Origin of the sequence: Streptomyces sp. NPDC096012, assembly GCF_040426375.1 — a bacterium.
Taxonomy (GTDB): Bacteria; Actinomycetota; Actinomycetes; order Streptomycetales; family Streptomycetaceae; genus Streptomyces.
This window is the reverse complement of the sequence record NZ_JBEOTD010000079.1, coordinates 1-14,349: the sequence shown is the minus strand read 5'-3', so window position 1 is coordinate 14,349 and position 14,349 is coordinate 1. Positions and strand designations below refer to the sequence as shown.

Annotated in this window: 12 protein-coding genes; 6 read left to right on the top strand and 6 right to left on the bottom strand. The window is 72.6% G+C overall.

The window, feature by feature from the left end; genetic code table 11:
- The 3 genes from ABVB68_RS36300 to glgB form a co-directional block, all read left to right on the top strand.
- The coding region (locus ABVB68_RS36300; protein ID WP_353605488.1) for an alpha-glucosidase C-terminal domain-containing protein at positions 1–243 on the top strand (243 nt) is incomplete at its 5' end.
- A 93-nt stretch (positions 244–336) separates the two neighbouring features.
- Positions 337–1,740 (top strand): maltokinase N-terminal cap-like domain-containing protein, encoded by a 1,404-nt coding sequence (locus tag ABVB68_RS36295; protein ID WP_353605487.1) that lies wholly within the window; start codon positions 337–339, stop codon positions 1,738–1,740.
- 349 nt (positions 1,741–2,089) lie between these two features.
- Positions 2,090–4,312, top strand: a complete 2,223-nt coding sequence (glgB, locus tag ABVB68_RS36290) for a 1,4-alpha-glucan branching enzyme (protein ID WP_353605489.1) — start codon at positions 2,090–2,092, stop codon at positions 4,310–4,312.
- Positions 4,313–4,588: 276 nt separating this feature from the next.
- On the opposite strand, the gene ABVB68_RS36285 is transcribed toward glgB, so the two are convergent.
- Positions 4,589–5,785, bottom strand: coding sequence for a hypothetical protein (locus ABVB68_RS36285; protein ID WP_353605486.1), 1,197 nt, complete (start codon positions 5,783–5,785; stop codon positions 4,589–4,591).
- Between the two features lie 193 nt (positions 5,786–5,978).
- On the opposite strand from ABVB68_RS36285, the gene ABVB68_RS36280 reads away from it, so the two are divergent.
- Entirely contained in the window at positions 5,979–6,590 is a 612-nt protein-coding gene (locus ABVB68_RS36280) for a Tat pathway signal protein (protein ID WP_353605485.1), read from the top strand.
- 437 nt (positions 6,591–7,027) lie between these two features.
- A complete protein-coding gene (locus ABVB68_RS36275; protein ID WP_353605484.1) occupies positions 7,028–7,465 on the top strand; it encodes a hypothetical protein in 438 nt (145 codons plus the stop codon).
- Positions 7,466–7,638: 173 nt separating this feature from the next.
- Here ABVB68_RS36275 and ABVB68_RS36270 read toward each other — a convergent pair whose 3' ends face one another.
- The 5 genes from ABVB68_RS36270 to ABVB68_RS36250 form a co-directional block, all read right to left on the bottom strand.
- A complete protein-coding gene (locus tag ABVB68_RS36270) occupies positions 7,639–9,873 on the bottom strand; it encodes a HelD family protein (protein ID WP_353605483.1) in 2,235 nt (744 codons plus the stop codon).
- Positions 9,874–10,059: 186 nt separating this feature from the next.
- Entirely contained in the window at positions 10,060–10,416 is a 357-nt protein-coding gene (gene trxA / locus ABVB68_RS36265; RefSeq protein WP_353605482.1) for a thioredoxin, read from the bottom strand.
- Positions 10,389–10,817 carry a MerR family transcriptional regulator gene (locus ABVB68_RS36260; protein ID WP_353605481.1) on the bottom strand — a complete coding sequence of 143 codons (429 nt, stop codon included), beginning with the start codon at positions 10,815–10,817 and terminating at the stop codon, positions 10,389–10,391. The genes trxA and ABVB68_RS36260 overlap by 28 nt, the downstream gene beginning before the upstream one ends.
- 48 nt (positions 10,818–10,865) lie before the next feature.
- Positions 10,866–11,630, bottom strand: coding sequence for a DUF2127 domain-containing protein (locus tag ABVB68_RS36255; RefSeq protein WP_353605480.1), 765 nt, complete (start codon positions 11,628–11,630; stop codon positions 10,866–10,868).
- A 95-nt stretch (positions 11,631–11,725) separates the two neighbouring features.
- A complete protein-coding gene (locus ABVB68_RS36250; RefSeq protein WP_353605479.1) occupies positions 11,726–13,399 on the bottom strand; it encodes an MFS transporter in 1,674 nt (557 codons plus the stop codon).
- A gap of 141 nt (positions 13,400–13,540) precedes the next feature.
- Between ABVB68_RS36250 and ABVB68_RS36245 the strand changes: the two genes are divergently transcribed.
- Positions 13,541–14,161 carry a TetR/AcrR family transcriptional regulator gene (locus ABVB68_RS36245; protein ID WP_353605478.1) on the top strand — a complete coding sequence of 207 codons (621 nt, stop codon included), beginning with the start codon at positions 13,541–13,543 and terminating at the stop codon, positions 14,159–14,161.
- Positions 14,162–14,349: the final 188 nt, after the last annotated feature.

Genomic DNA, 14,349 nt, shown 5'->3' with positions numbered 1-14,349 from the left:
CCCTCCTCGAACCCGGCGGTGATCGCCTTCCTGCGCGAGTACGAGGACGATCTCGTGCTGTGCGTCCACAACTTCTCCCGCTTCGCGCAACCCACGGAGCTGGACCTGAGCCGGTTCGGCGGCCGGCACCCGGTCGAGCTGTTCGGCGGGGTGCGCTTCCCGGCGATCGGCGAACTGCCGTACCTGCTCACCCTCGCGGGCCACGGCTTCTACTGGTTCCGGCTGCGCAGGGACGCGGTCTAGGCGCACCGGGCGGGGCGGTGGGGCGTTTCCACCGCCCCGCCCGGGGCACCCATCAGTAACACCCCGACTACCCGGGGAAAGGACGTGTCGCCCATGGCGGATACGGTCATCCCTTCCGGCACCACCAGCCCCACGAGTCACCTTCTCGCCTCGCTCGACCCGCTGCTGCGGACCTGGCTGCCACGGCAACGCTGGTTCGCGGGCAAGGGACGGCAGATCACCGGCTTCAGCTGCGTGGCCGCCACCGAACTCCTGCCGCCGGACGGCCGGCTGGGCCTGTACCACCTGCTGCTGCGCGTCCACCAGCCGGCGGCGCCCGGGGCTCCCCCGCAGCCCGGCGACTGCTACCAGCTCCTCATAGGCGTGCGCGAGGCGCTGCCGCCCCGGCTGGCGCCCGCGCTGATCGGACACGTCGAGGACGGGCCGCTCACCGGACGCACGGTGTACGACGCCCTGTACGACCCGCGGCCCGCCGAGGTGCTGCTGGAGGCCCTGCGCGGCCGGGCCCGCGTCGGCGGGCTGCGTTTCGAGCGGGACACGGGCCAGGACATCCGCGAGGGCCTGGTGGCCCGGCTGATGACCGCCGAGCAGTCCAACTCCTCCGTGGTCTATGGAGATACGTTCATTCTGAAGGTGCTGCGCCGGGTCGTCCCCGGCGTCAACCCCGATCTGGAGCTGCCGCTCGCGCTGGCCCGTGCGGGCTGTGCCCGGGTGCCCGCGCCGACGGCCTGGCTCCATGCCGAGGCGGCCGGCGAGCCCGAGGGGCCGTACGTCCTGGCCGTGCTCCAGCCCTACGTCAGCGGTGCCACCGACGGCTGGGAGCTGGCGCTGCGCGAGCTGGCCAAGGGGGAGGACTTCGTCGCCGAGGCGCGGGCGCTGGGCCGGGCCACGGCGGAGGTGCACACCGCGCTCGCCAGGGCCCTGCCGACGGTCACCCTCGGCCACGCCCAGCTGGAGCGGCTGGTCGACGGCATGACCGAGCGGCTGGACGCGGCCGTGCAGGCGGTGCCGGCGCTGCGGCCGTACGCGCCGGGACTGAGGTCCGCCTATGAGGCGCTGGCCGCCCTCGCCGCCGAGGGCCGTACCTGGACGGCCCAGCGCGTCCACGGCGATCTGCATCTCGGGCAGTGCCTGCGCTCGCCGTCCGGGCAGTGGTCGCTGATCGACTTCGAGGGCGAGCCGGCGCGGCCGCTCGCCGAACGGCGGATGCCGCAGCCGCCGGTGCGGGACATCGCGGGGATGCTCCGCTCCTTCGACTACGCGGCCCACTCGGCGACCCCGGCGGCCGCCGACTGGGCGCACGCCTGCCGGGCCGCCTACTGCTCCGGGTACGCGGAGGTGGCCGGCCGCGACCCGCGTACCGATCCGGTGCTGCTGCGGGCCTACGAGACCGACAAGGCGGTCTACGAGGTCGTCTACGAGGCCCGGCACCGCCCCGACTGGCTCCCCGTCCCGCTGGCGGCGATCCGCCGGCTCGCCGCGTCCGACCCGATCTGATCCTCGCCCGGGAGACCCGCTCGTGACGTCCAAGAAGTCAGCCCCCAAGAACAAGACCGGCAAGACGAAGGCGGAGAGGAAGGCCAAGGAGACACCGGCCACGCAGGTGCCCCCGCAGCCGGCGCCGCCCGTGGTCGAGGTGCCCGAGCCGGAGATGCCCACACCCGAGGTGTCCACGCCGGAGGTGCCCGCACGGGTGGTGCCCGCGCCGCAGGTACCCGCACCCGGGGTGCCCGCACGGGAGGTGCCGGTGCCCGAGGCGCCCGTACGGGAGGTGCCCACGCCGCAGGTGCCCGTGCACGAGGTGCCCGCACAGGAGATGCCGGTGCCCGAGGCGCCCGCACGGGAGATGCCGGTGCCCGAGGCGCCCGTACGGGAGGTCGCCGTCTCCCCCGCCGTCGACGCCGGCGACCGTGAACGGCTGCTGCACGGCACCCATCACGACCCGCACACCGTCCTCGGCGCCCACCCGGTGCCGGGCGGTGTCGCCTTCCGCGCCTTCCGCCCGCACGCGACGGCGGTCACCGTGGTCTCCGGCGACCTGCGCGTGGACCTGCACGACGACGGCGACGGCTTCTTCTCCGGGCTCCTCGCACTGACCGAGGTCCCGGTCCACCGGCTGCTCGTGACGTACGGCGACACGGTCCACGAGACCGAGGACGCCTACCGCTTCCTGCCCACGCTCGGCGAACTGGACCTGCACCTGCTCGGCGAGGGCCGGCACGAGCAGCTGTGGCGGGCGCTCGGCGCGCACGTCACCACCCACCAGGGCGTGTCCGGCACCCGGTTCGCGGTGTGGGCGCCGAACGCGCGCGGGGTGCGGGTCACGGGCGGCTTCAACCACTGGGACGGCACCGGCTACCCGATGCGCTCGCTCGGCTCGACGGGGGTGTGGGAGCTGTTCGTCCCGGGCATCGGCGAGGGCGAGCTGTACAAGTTCGAGATCACCCGCCCGGACGGCTCCCGCACCCTGCGCGCGGATCCACTGGCCCGCCGTACGGAGGTCCCGCCCGCCACGTCCTCGATCGTGCACGACTCGCACCACGAGTGGGCTGACGCGCACTGGATGGCCCACCGCGCGGACACCCCGGTACACGAGGCCCCCTTCTCGGTCTACGAGGTCCATCTGCCGTCCTGGCGGCCGGGTCTGACCTATCGCCAGCTGGCCGAGCAACTGCCCGCGTACGTGCTGGAGATGGGCTTCACGCACGTGGAGCTGATGCCGGTCGCCGAGCACCCCTTCGGCGGGTCCTGGGGATACCAGGTCACCGGTTTCTACGCGCCCACCGCCCGCCTCGGCACCCCGGACGACTTCAAGTACCTGGTGGACCGGCTGCACCAGGCGGGCATCGGCGTGCTGATGGACTGGGTGCCGGCCCACTTCCCGCGGGACGACTGGGCGCTCGCGGAGTTCGACGGGCGTCCGCTGTACGAGCACCACGATCCGCTGCGGGCCGCCCATCCCGACTGGGGCACGCTGGAGTTCGACTTCGGCCGCCGCGAGGTCCGCAACTTCCTGGTGGCGAACGCGGTGTACTGGTGCGAGGAGTTCCACATCGACGGGCTGCGCGTGGACGCGGTCGCCTCGATGCTCTATCTGGACTACTCGCGCGAGCCGGGCCAGTGGACGCCGAACGAGCACGGCGGCCGGGAGAACCTGGACGCGGTGGCCTTCCTGCAGGAGATGAACGCCACCGTCTACCGGCGCTGCCCCGGCGTGGTCACCATCGCCGAGGAGTCCACCGCCTGGGACGGCGTCACCCGGCCCACGCACCACAAGGGCCCGAGCGGCTTCGGCGGCCTCGGTTTCGGCCTGAAGTGGAACATGGGCTGGATGCACGATTCCCTCCAGTACATGGGCCACGATCCCGTGCACCGCCGGTACCACCATCACGAGATGACGTTCTCGATGGTCTACGCGTACAGCGAGAACTACGTCCTGCCCATCTCGCACGACGAGGTGGTGCACGGCAAGCGGTCCCTGGTCTCGAAGATGCCGGGCGACTGGTGGCAGCAGCGCGCGGGCCACCGCGCCTACCTGGCCTACATGTGGGCCCATCCGGGCAAGCAGCTGCTCTTCATGGGGCAGGAGTTCGCCCAGGGCGCCGAGTGGTCCGAGGCGCACGGCCCCGACTGGTGGCTGCTCGACCCGTCCTACGGCGCCGAGGCGGACCACCGGGGTGTGCGCGATCTCGTACGGGACCTGAACGCGCGGTACCGCGCGGCCCCGGCGCTGTGGCAGCGGGACACCGACCCGGCGGGTTTCCAGTGGATCACCGGGGACGCGGCGGACGACAACGTGTTCGCGTTCCTCCGCCTCGACGCCGACGGCAACCCGCTCCTCGCGGTCTCCCACCTGGCGCCGGTCATCCGCCACGACTACCCGATCGGCGTCCCCGAGGACGTCCCGGCCTGGGTGGAGGTGCTGAACACGGACGCCGGGAGGTACGGCGGCGGCGACGTCACCAACCCGGACGTCATCAAGCCGGAACCGCAGCCCCGGCACGGCCGGCCGGCCGGCATCCGGCTGACCCTCCCCCCGCTGGCCACCGTGTGGCTGCGCCCGGCCTAGCACTCCAGCCGTAGATCTTGGTCCCGGCCTGTGGGCGGAGGGCGTCCCGGGCCGGTCGGTCAGGTTCCGCTTGCTGCCGAGTGCCTGTACGGCTGGGTGACGCGGAAGGGCACGGCCACCGTTGACATCGTCGGTCGTGTGGACGGACGAAGGTCAGCCGGTGGCCGTGGGCCGTTCGGCGCGACCCCCTGCGGGCGATGCCGAAGGCACCGGCGACGGCAGACGCGAGGCAGACATCAGCGACGGCGAGGCAGGGCCCGGGAGGCAGCGGGGCCTCTAGCACGGCACATCGCCACCGCACCGCCACGCGGTTGCCCGGTCCGCGTAGACGTTGGCGCGGGGAGACCACGCGTGGCCCATCCAGTCCTCCCCGTCGCCTGCGGCGATGTACGCCTCCCCCTGATAAGCCATCCGGACGTCCTGGCGTGCCGTCTGGCAGAAGGCCGGATCGGTGGTGAAGGTGGCGCCTGGTTCGACGGTGATACGGGTGGTGGAGGGCCCGGGCTCACAGTCGTGCCGCGCTCCTGCCCAGAAGCCGGCCACCTTGACGGTGACGTTCGCAGCGGAGGTCGTGGGGTTGGCGACCTTGAGGGCGAAAGCCACCTTGTCGCGCTGGACCTTCGCGCAGGCACGCAGCTGAACACCGGACGGACCGGGTTTGGGCGGAGAACACCGGCTGTCTCCCCCCAACGCGTCACTGGCCTGGGCAGTCGCTCCCGCGGCCGATGTCGCTGGGCTGGAGGAGGGCTCGGCCTGACCGCCCTGCCCGGTCGACCCCGGCCATCCCTTCGCAGCGACCGCCAGAACGATCAGCAGGCCGACGGCCGCAGCGACGCCGGCCGGCCGCTTCCACGAGCTGGAGGCGGCAGTGGCGGGAGGATCCGCGACCGTCCGCGGGGTGGTCGGTTCGCCGGCGGGCTGTTCGGTGTCTTCGCTCGGAACGGCCTGTGCGGTGGACCCGGCCACGGGTGCCCGCGTCGGCATGCCGTCGGCGGGAGGGGGCGGCAGGTCGGTGGACGGCGGGGCGGCCGCTGGGGCGGCCGGGCCCGGTGGGGCGGGCTGCTCCGGAGCCTTGAGCGCGTTGACCACCGCGCTTCGCCATTGGTGGCCCTTGATCTTGTGCAGCTCGGTCTTGTGGAATTCGATCCGCCTGGCGATCCCCATCAGCCGCCGACGTTGGGGCGCGGCATCGTCCCGGAAGGCCGCCACGATCCGGGCGGTGTCCTGGACGGTCGGCACACGGCTGGATCTCTTGTTCTCGCCCAGCAGCTGATCGCGGCCGAGCAGCCAATGCCCCAGGAGAGGGTTGTCGATCTTCGGGTCCGCGTCCCTCAGCCGGGCGAGCAGCCCCGAACGGGAGGGCCCGGACCCGTCGATCACCTCCTGAAGGCACTCGCGCCACTCGTCCAGGGCCTGGACGAGGGCGTACGCCAACCCTTCGAAGGACTCCCCCGGCTCCTCCGGTTCCCTCACCGCTGCCTCGCCTCCCACCGGTAGTTGCACCGCGCTAGTGAAACAGCAGGTCAGTGCCTGTGCACCTGGCACTGCAAGCACCTGCCGGACGAAGGGGCTGGAGCAGGCTTCCGGCACTCGGGAAAGTGGACCGCGGCGGACGCGACCGAGCTGATCCGCCATCAACCCACCTACCCAGGAGCGGAGTCCCGCCATGAACCGATCGACGACCCGGAAGCATCGCACAGTCCTGACCCTCCTCGCGGCCGTGCTGTCGGCGACCGCCGTACCGATCGTCACCCCCGGCCCGGCCGAGGCCGCCACGGGCGGCCGGGCGTGCTTCTTCCTGGACAAGGAGGGCGCCCCGATCGCCGGCCGGACGTACGGACACGTCGCCTGGGCGATCCGCGACCCGAAGAACACCGGCCACTGGATCTGGGGCGCCACCGAGGGCTACAAGGGCAAGCCGCACATCGCGGCCGGCGACTACAACGGCAGCTGGATCAAGGGCGGCACCTGGGCCGATCTCCGCAGGAGCATCAGGCGGGACGGCCACCACAAGGCGGGCTACTACGACGCCTACCGGTGCATCGACACGGCCGGTGGTGACCTCAAGGCCGCGCAGCGCACCTTCGGCCACATGAAGAGCAACGGCTACGACATCGGCTTCAACAACTGCCTCACGAAGTCGATCGCGATCTTCCGTAAGTACAGCCCCGCCCTCACCGGCAAGAACCTGCCCGACGGTCAGACCGTTCCGCCCAGGAACTACTTCGCGACCACGCTGGACAACGCGCGTGGCTGGGAGAAGGCCCGTACGTACTGAGGGCCGATCAGCACGCGTCAGCGGCGCACGGGCGAAGGAGGGCCCACGACCTCGCCGCGGCCGGCCGAACGCCGGTCAACCCACAGGGCTTCCGCCACGCGGCACGCGCCCCTCACCGCCTCGGACATCGCGGGCGCGACCGGCCGGAATCGGCGCGCCCGCCACCTCTTGCCCCGGTAGCGGTTAGACCACCAGCCGATCAGACCGACATCCGACGGCTTCAGGATCGAAGGAGAACGATTCCCATGAACGAGGCGCCCCGTCCGCAGTCCGAGGGGAGCGACTTCCCCGGCCGGCAGCCGGGATTCGGCTTCTCACAGATGCCGCCTCCGCCGAGCTGTCCTCCGCGGCCTCGGATGCCACCCGGCTTCGGGTACGTGCGGCAGGGGTACGCCAGTACCTCCCCGGACATGCCGCAGCGGGTCAGGGCGGCTCGCATGGTCCTGTTTCTGCTGGCGGGCTTCCTGGTCGTTCTGGGCCTGGCCGCGCTCGCTCAGGCCGAGGCGGCGCAGAGCGCTCTCGACGCCTACGGCGAGTCCTGGTGGTCCCGTGCCCCCGCGGTCGAGGGGGCGAAGCAGGCGGCGGTGCGGATGGCGTTCGCGCAGTCCGGGATGGTCCAGGGTGTCATCCACGCCGCCCTCGCGCTCGTGCTCGCCGCACGATTCGGCAAGGGTGGCAACGCCCTCCGTATCGGCACCATCGTCTACGGCGCCTGGCACTGCGTCGTCGGCACCTTCACGCTCGGCCTCACTGCCGGCGTCGCCCCCACCGCCATCGTCATGGCGGCCGTCGTAGAGCTGGCCGCCGGTGTCCTGCTGATCGTCTTCATGGTTCAGAGGGACGGCGTGGCCTGGTTCAGTCGCCCACGCCACTGAGCACAGCGGCAGACCAGGCCGGCCTGTGCGACCCTTCCCGTCTCCCCCGGCGGCGGACGGACGACCGGGCCGGAGCCGGTCTCCGACGGTGGCGGGTGGGCGGCCCGCGCAGGGGGTGGGCCGGGCGGCCCGCTCGCCGGCCGGGGGCCGTGGCCGGCGAGCGGGCCGCCCGGTCACGCGGCGGCTTCGGCGAGCGCGGCCGGCAGCTCCCGGGAGTACAGCACGCCGAGCCGCTGCGTCGCCCGGGTCAGCGCCACGTACAGGTCGCTCGTGCCGTACCCGCCCGGCTCCACGACGAGCACCGAGTCGAATTCGAGGCCCTTGGCCTGGCGCGGGTCGAGCAGGACGACCGCGTGCGTCAGGTCGGGTTCCGCGCCCGCCGTCACCCCGTCCAGCCGGGCGGCCAGCCTCCGGTGCATGTCGCGCGGGGCGATCACCGCCAGCCGGCCCTCCGCCGGGGTGAGTTCGGCGACCGCGTCGGCCACGGCGGCGGGCAGGTCGCCGCCGGCCCGGCGCACCCAGGGCCGCTCGCCCGTGGAGCGGACGGAACTCGGCGGCACGAACCCCGGGTTCTCGGCACGGACCACGGCCGCGGCCAGGTCCATGATCTCGGACGGGGTGCGGTAGTTGACGCCGAGCCGGGTGTGCTCCCAGCGGTCCTCGACGTACGGGGCGAGGATGTCCGCCCAGGAGCCGACCCCGGCCGCCTCCGCGGTCTGGGCGGGGTCGCCCACCAGGGTCATGGAGCGGGTCGGGCTGCGCCGCATGAGCAGCCGCCAGGCCATCGGCGACAGTTCCTGCGCCTCGTCCACGATGATGTGCCCGAACGCCCAGGTGCGGTCCGCGGCGGCCCGCTCGGCGGCGCTGCGGTGGTCCGCCTCCTCGTGCCGCTCGGCGAACCGCTCGGCGTCGATGATGTCGTGTGCCGAGAGCACCTCGGAGGCCTCGGGGTCGCTGTCCTCCTTGTCATCGAACTCGTAGGTGCGCGAGGCGTACGACACGTCCAGGACGCCCTGTGCGTAGGCCACCTGGGTCTCGCGTTCGCGGTCCGCCCGCGCCCTGGCCGGCCGGTCGTCCTCGCCGAGGAGTTCGGCCGCCTCGTCCAGGAGGGGCACGTCCGCCACCGTCCAGGCGCGCGTGACCGGGCGCCGGATCGCGTCGGCGTCCTCCCGGCCGAGGTGGGCGTCCGGCTCCGCGAGGAAGTCGGCGAGCAGCCGGCGCGGCGTGATGCGGGGCCACAGCCGGTCGACGGCGGACCACACTTCGGGGTTCTCGGCCAGTTCGTCGCGGATCTGGGTGAGGTCGGAGGCGTCGAGCAGACTGCTGCCGTCGTACGGGTCGGTGCCCACGCGCTCGGCGTACAGCTCGGTGAGCGTGTTGAGGATGTGCCCCTCGAAGTGCTCGCGGGCCGCGTTGTGCGGCAGCCCGGCCGCGCGGGTGCGGTCCCGGGCGACGCGCACCAGGCCGTCGTCCAGCATGAGCACCTCGCGGTCGTGCTCGATCGCGATGACCGGGTCGGGCAGCGCCTGCCGGTCGCGGACGACGGCGGCCAGCACGTCGGCCATGGCGGCCCGGCCCTTCACGGCGGCGGCCTCGGGGGTGTCGGTGGCGGTGGCCTTCACGCCGGGGAACAGCTCGCCGACCGTGGCCAGCAGCACCCCCGTCTCGCCGAGCGAGGGCAGCACCTCGCCGATGTAGCCGAGGAAGGCCGGGTTGGGGCCCACGATGAGCACGGCCCGGCGGGCCAGCAGCTCCCGGTGCTCGTAGAGGAGGTAGGCCGCGCGGTGCAGGGCCACCGCGGTCTTGCCGGTGCCCGGGCCGCCCTCCACCACCATGACGCCCCGGTGGGGCGCCCGGATGATCCGGTCCTGCTCGGCCTGGATGGTCTGCACGATGTCGCTCATGCGGCCGGTCCGCGCCGAGTTCAGCGCCGCAAGCAGCACCGCGTCCCCGCTGGGGTCCTCGTGCCCGGTGCGGGTGGCGTCGCCGAGGTCGAGGATCTCGTCGTGCAGGGAGGTCACGGTCCGGCCGTCGGTGGCGATGTGCCGGCGGCGGCGCAGGCCCATCGGGGTGTGCCCGGTCGCCAGGTAGAACGGGCGGGCGACGTCGGCCCGCCAGTCGATCAGGATCGGCGTGCGCTCGGGGTCGTCCTGGCGCAGCCCGATCCGGCCGATGTGGTGCACCGCGCCGTCGGCGAGGTCGATGCGGCCGAAGCAGAGCGAGCCGTCCACGGCGTTCAGCGCGGCGAGCAGCCCCGAGCGCTCGGCGACCAGGATGTCCCGCTCCAGCCGGGCCTGCATGGGCTTGTCGCCCTGCCCGAGCGCGTCCTCGACCGAGGACTCGGCCTCACCGCGCAGCACGTCCACACGCGCGTACAGTCCGTCGATGAATTCCTGTTCGTGTCGCAATTCATCGTCCGGAAATTCGGTGTTTGACAATTCCGCTCCCGCCCGGATATACTGTGCTCACTGAACTTCTCCGCGCCTTCCGTAAATAGAAGTCGCGAATCACTGAATATACGCACCGAAATCCCCCGAGCGCAATTGCCCGGGGGATTTTTCGTGGGCGGGACCGTGCGTCGCGGACGCGCCGCCCTACAGCACGTCCGCCAGCTCCTCCAGCAGCCGCCGCTTGGGCCGCGCCCCCACCATCGAGCGCACCGGCTCACCGTCCCGGAACACCATGAGGGTCGGCGTGGACAGCACGCCGTAGGCGACCGTCGTCCCGGGATTGCGGTCGACGTCCAGCTGGACGATCTTCAACCGGTCGCCCTCCTCGAAGGCGATGTCCTTCAGAACCGGCGCCAGCTGCCGGCACGGCCCGCACCAGTCGGCCGTGAACTGCACCAGTACGGGCAGGTCGGCGCCGATCACCTCCCGCTCGAAATCGTCGTCCGTCACCTCGGCCAGTCCGCTCACCAAGCTCACCGCGTCAGCCCTCCCAGTTCGCATCGCGGTTCCGGGCCTCCCGGAACCAGCGCCTCGGCGGCCAGCTCGTCCCTGGCCCGCTCGGCCCGCTCCAGCTGTCCCGCGACCGTGCCCCGCACCGCCACGAGCTGCCCGATGAGCGCGTCCAGCTCGTCCAGCTTGCGGCGGTAGACCAGGAGCGAGGCCGGGCAGGAGTCGCCCGCCGGGTGCCCGGCGCGCAGGCACTCCACGAACGGCCGGGTCTCCTCCAGCTCGAACCCGACGTCCCTGAGCGTCCGGATCTGCTCCAGCAGCCGCAGGTCGCCCTCGTCGTACGTGCGGTGCCCCTTGTCGTCGCGCCGGGCGGGCAGCAGCCCCCGCGCCTCGTAGTAGCGCAGGGTGCGGGTGGTGGTCGCGGCCCGGGCGGCCAGCTCGCCGATTCGCATGTCCACGACCGTAGGCGTTGACGTCGGCGTCAGGTCAAGGGCGGCCGGTCAGGCGGCCGTCCCCGCCGACTCCTCCACCTCCAGCAGGGAGGCGCTGCGCCGTTCCTCGTCGAACTTCCGGCGTCCGCCGCGCAGCCCGAACAGCCGCTTGGCCAGGGCGATGTAGAGGACCGCGAGGACGTTGAGCACGAGCGTGGCGATCTTCAGCCAGCTGACGTGCTCGGTGAGTTCGTAGACCTCCAGCGGGAGGAAGGCGGCGGTGGCGACCACCGTCAGGTACTCCGCCCACCGCTTGGCGTACCAGAGGCCGACCGCCTCGACCAGTTCGATCAGGGCGTAGGCGAGCAGGAGCGCGGCCACCAGCAGCAGCGTGGAGTGCCGGTAACCGAAGGCCTTCTGGACGGAGCCGACGACCGGCGAGTGGTCGAGGTCGTAGTGGAAGTGCCGGAACACCGGGCGGAACACGTCCAGGTTCTCGTTGAAGAGCCGGCGCACCGCGTCCCGGCTGTTGCTGAACTTCCACACCGCGACCGCGACGAGCACGATGAACACCCCGCGCACGGCCCGCTCGATCGCCAGGAAGCGCAGGATGAGCAGGTCCCGCAGCACCTTCCCGCGCGGTACGAGCGGGGCGTCGCAGGCGGCTCCCGAGCCGTGCGGCTCGCCGAGCACGAAGTCGCCGCAGCGCAGACAGCGCCACACCTCGCCGAGCGCGGTCCGGGCGTGCAGCCGTACCCGCAGCCGGGGATCGTCGGGCGCGTAGGTCACATGGCCCTTGCGCGCGCAGGTCCGCCGGTCCCAGTCGATCTTCATCCCCCGTGCCTTTCGTACAGGTGCCGACGGCACGTGCGAACGTGCCGTCCCGGTCGATCAGGGACGGCACGTTAGTGGATGACGGCGTGCGGAGGTCAGCCGGCCGCGCTCTTCGCCGGTTCCCTCTCCTCTTCCTTCACCTCGGCCGCGGCGGCTTCGCGGCGCGGCAGCAGGACGGCCACCAGGACGGTGCCGATGCCGAGGATCACCGCGCCGACCAGGCTCGTGCGGGCCACGGCGTCGGAGAAGGCGGCGCCGACCGCGTCGGCCATCTGCCGGGCGCCGGACGCCAGCTCGGCGGCCTGCTGCTTGAGCTGCGCGGCCTGCTGGGGGTCCTTGGCCGCCGCGGCCCGGGCGGCCACCTGGTGCGCCTTCTCGCCGATGCCCTGGGCGACGGCGTACCCGGCGCCGACCGAGTCCTGCGCGGCGTCCCGGGCGCTCGCCGGGAGCTTGCTGCCGGCGGTGGCGTCGGTGAGGTGGTCACCGTAGGAGGTCGCGAGCAGTGAGCCGAGGATGGCGATGCCGAGCGAGCCGCCCAGTTCCAGCGAGGTGTCGTTGACGGCGCCGCCGACGCCCAGCTCGGACTCGGGGAAGGCGCCCATGATGGCGTCGGTGCAGGGCGAGAGGGCCAGGCCGATGGCGAGGCCCAGGATGATCAGGGGGGCCACGAAGTCGCCGTAGGTGGAGCCCGCGTCCACCCCGGTCAGCAGCGCGAGGGCGGTGGTGCCGCCGACCATGCCGGCGCTGACGGTCCACTTCATGCCGACGCGCGGGGTGAGCCAGCCGGTCAGGGCCGAGCCGGCGAAGACGGCACCGGCCAGCGGCAGCATGCGCACGCCGGTCCCCAGGGCGTCGTAGCCGAGAACGAACTGGAGGTGCTGGGTGAGGTAGTAGAAGGCGCCGAAGACGGCGAGGAAGAACAGGGCGACAGCGAGGTTGGAGCCCGCGAACCGGCGGTGGGCGAAGCGGCGCACGTCGAGGATGGGGCGCGGGTGGCGCAGCTCCCACAGGACGAAGGCGACCAGGCCCGCGCCCGCGACGACCGCGGCGGTCACGGCCTTGGCGCCCCAGCCGAAGTGCGGACCCTCGATGATCATGTAGATCAGTGCGCCGGTCCAGATCACCGACAGCGCTCCGCCGACGTAGTCGATGCGGTCGTGGTGGCCGGCCCTGGACGGCGGCACGAGGACGAGGGCGGCGACGACGGCCACGGCCGCGATGGGCACGTTGATGAGGAAGGTGGAGGACCAGCCGTGGTCGCGCAGCAGGGCGCCCGCGACCACCGGTCCGGCGGCGATGGCGAGCCCGGCGGTGGCGGTCCACAGCGTGATGGCCTTGGCCCGCTCCACCCGCGGGAAGGTCGCGGCGAGCAGCGAGAGCGTGGCCGGCATGATCAGCGCCGCGCCGACGCCCATCACGGCACGGGCCGCTATGACGGTGGTGGAGCTGCCGGCGAGGTACCCGAAGACGGCGCCGCCGCCGAAGACGACCAGGCCGAGGACGAGCGCCCCGCGCCGGCTGTACTTGTCGCCGATCGCGCCGAGCAGCAGCATCAGCGCCGCGTAGGGGACGGTGTAGCCGTCGATCACCCACTGCAGGTCGGCGCTGGAGAGCCCGAGGTCCCTCGTCATGTCGGGCGCCGCGACCGTGAGGGCGGTGTTCGCCATCACGATGATCAGCAGGCTCAGGCAGAGCACGAGCAGTGCCCACCAGCGCCGGGCGTAGGGCCGGTCCGTCCCCTCGACCGGTTCGGTCATGACGAGTCGCATGGCAGGGGTCGCCTTCCTCGGGTGCGCGACGAAAGTTGCAGGTGGTTGCGCCGATCGGGATGCACGGGTGCGTGCAATTGCACAACCATGTGCAATGTACGTCGTTGCACAATGCTGTGCAAGTCGAGCCGGGAGGGCACAATGACCGCCATGACCACGGGTAACAGCCGCGCCGACGCCAACCGGCGCCGCATCCTCGACGTCGCCCTCGCCGAACTGCTGCGCGACCCCGACGCCTCGATGGACCAGATCGCGCGCGCGGCGGGCGTCGTACGACGGACGGTGTACGGCCATTTCCCCAGCCGGGAGGCGCTGATCAGCACGCTGGTCGACGAGGCCGTGGCGGCGCTGGCGGACGCGGACGCACAGGCACGGGACACGGTGAGCGACCCGGCGGAGGCGGTGGCCCGCTCGGTGCTCGCGATCTGGCGGATCGCCGACCGCTACCGGCTGCTGGTCGCCCTCGCCCAGCGCACCGTGACCGTGCAGGGCATCCGCGAACGCCTCGCGCCGCTGCGCGAGACCAAGCTCCGGGTGCTGCAGCAGGGCCTGGACCAGGGCGTCTTCAGCTCCCCGCTGCCCGCGCCGGCACTGGCCTACGTGCACGAGCAGATGCTGTTCGCGGTGATGGAGGCGGTGAACGACGGGCTGCTGACAGCACAGGAGGCGGGCCGCTCGGCCACGGTCGCCGTACTGACCGCGGCGGGTGTGCCCGCCTCGACGGCCACCGAGCTGGTGGCCAGGATGAGTGAGAACTCGTAGAGCCCCGCGGCCACCGCGCTGGTGGCCAGGGTGGGTGAGAACTCGTAGAGCTCCACGGCCACCGCACTGGTGGCCGGGGTCAGGATCCGTGACGCCGGAAAGACCGGACGTGGGGCGCCGCGGGCGGGCCGGCGGGGCCGCGCGGGGCACCGGCGGGGCCCGCCCCCCGCGGGGGGGCGGGGGGCCCG

Coding starts and splice junctions, on each gene's coding strand:
- ABVB68_RS36295 (WP_353605487.1), top strand. CDS start 337: ATGGCGGATACGGTCATCCCTTCCGGCACCACCAGCCCCACGAGTCAC.
- ABVB68_RS36245 (WP_353605478.1), top strand. CDS start 13,541: ATGACCGCCATGACCACGGGTAACAGCCGCGCCGACGCCAACCGGCGC.
- trxA (WP_353605482.1), bottom strand. CDS start 10,416: ATGCGAACTGGGAGGGCTGACGCGGTGAGCTTGGTGAGCGGACTGGCC.
- ABVB68_RS36250 (WP_353605479.1), bottom strand. CDS start 13,399: ATGCGACTCGTCATGACCGAACCGGTCGAGGGGACGGACCGGCCCTAC.
- ABVB68_RS36275 (WP_353605484.1), top strand. CDS start 7,028: ATGGTCCTGTTTCTGCTGGCGGGCTTCCTGGTCGTTCTGGGCCTGGCC.
- glgB (WP_353605489.1), top strand. CDS start 2,090: ATGCCGGTGCCCGAGGCGCCCGTACGGGAGGTCGCCGTCTCCCCCGCC.
- ABVB68_RS36260 (WP_353605481.1), bottom strand. CDS start 10,817: ATGCGAATCGGCGAGCTGGCCGCCCGGGCCGCGACCACCACCCGCACC.
- ABVB68_RS36255 (WP_353605480.1), bottom strand. CDS start 11,630: ATGAAGATCGACTGGGACCGGCGGACCTGCGCGCGCAAGGGCCATGTG.
- ABVB68_RS36280 (WP_353605485.1), top strand. CDS start 5,979: ATGAACCGATCGACGACCCGGAAGCATCGCACAGTCCTGACCCTCCTC.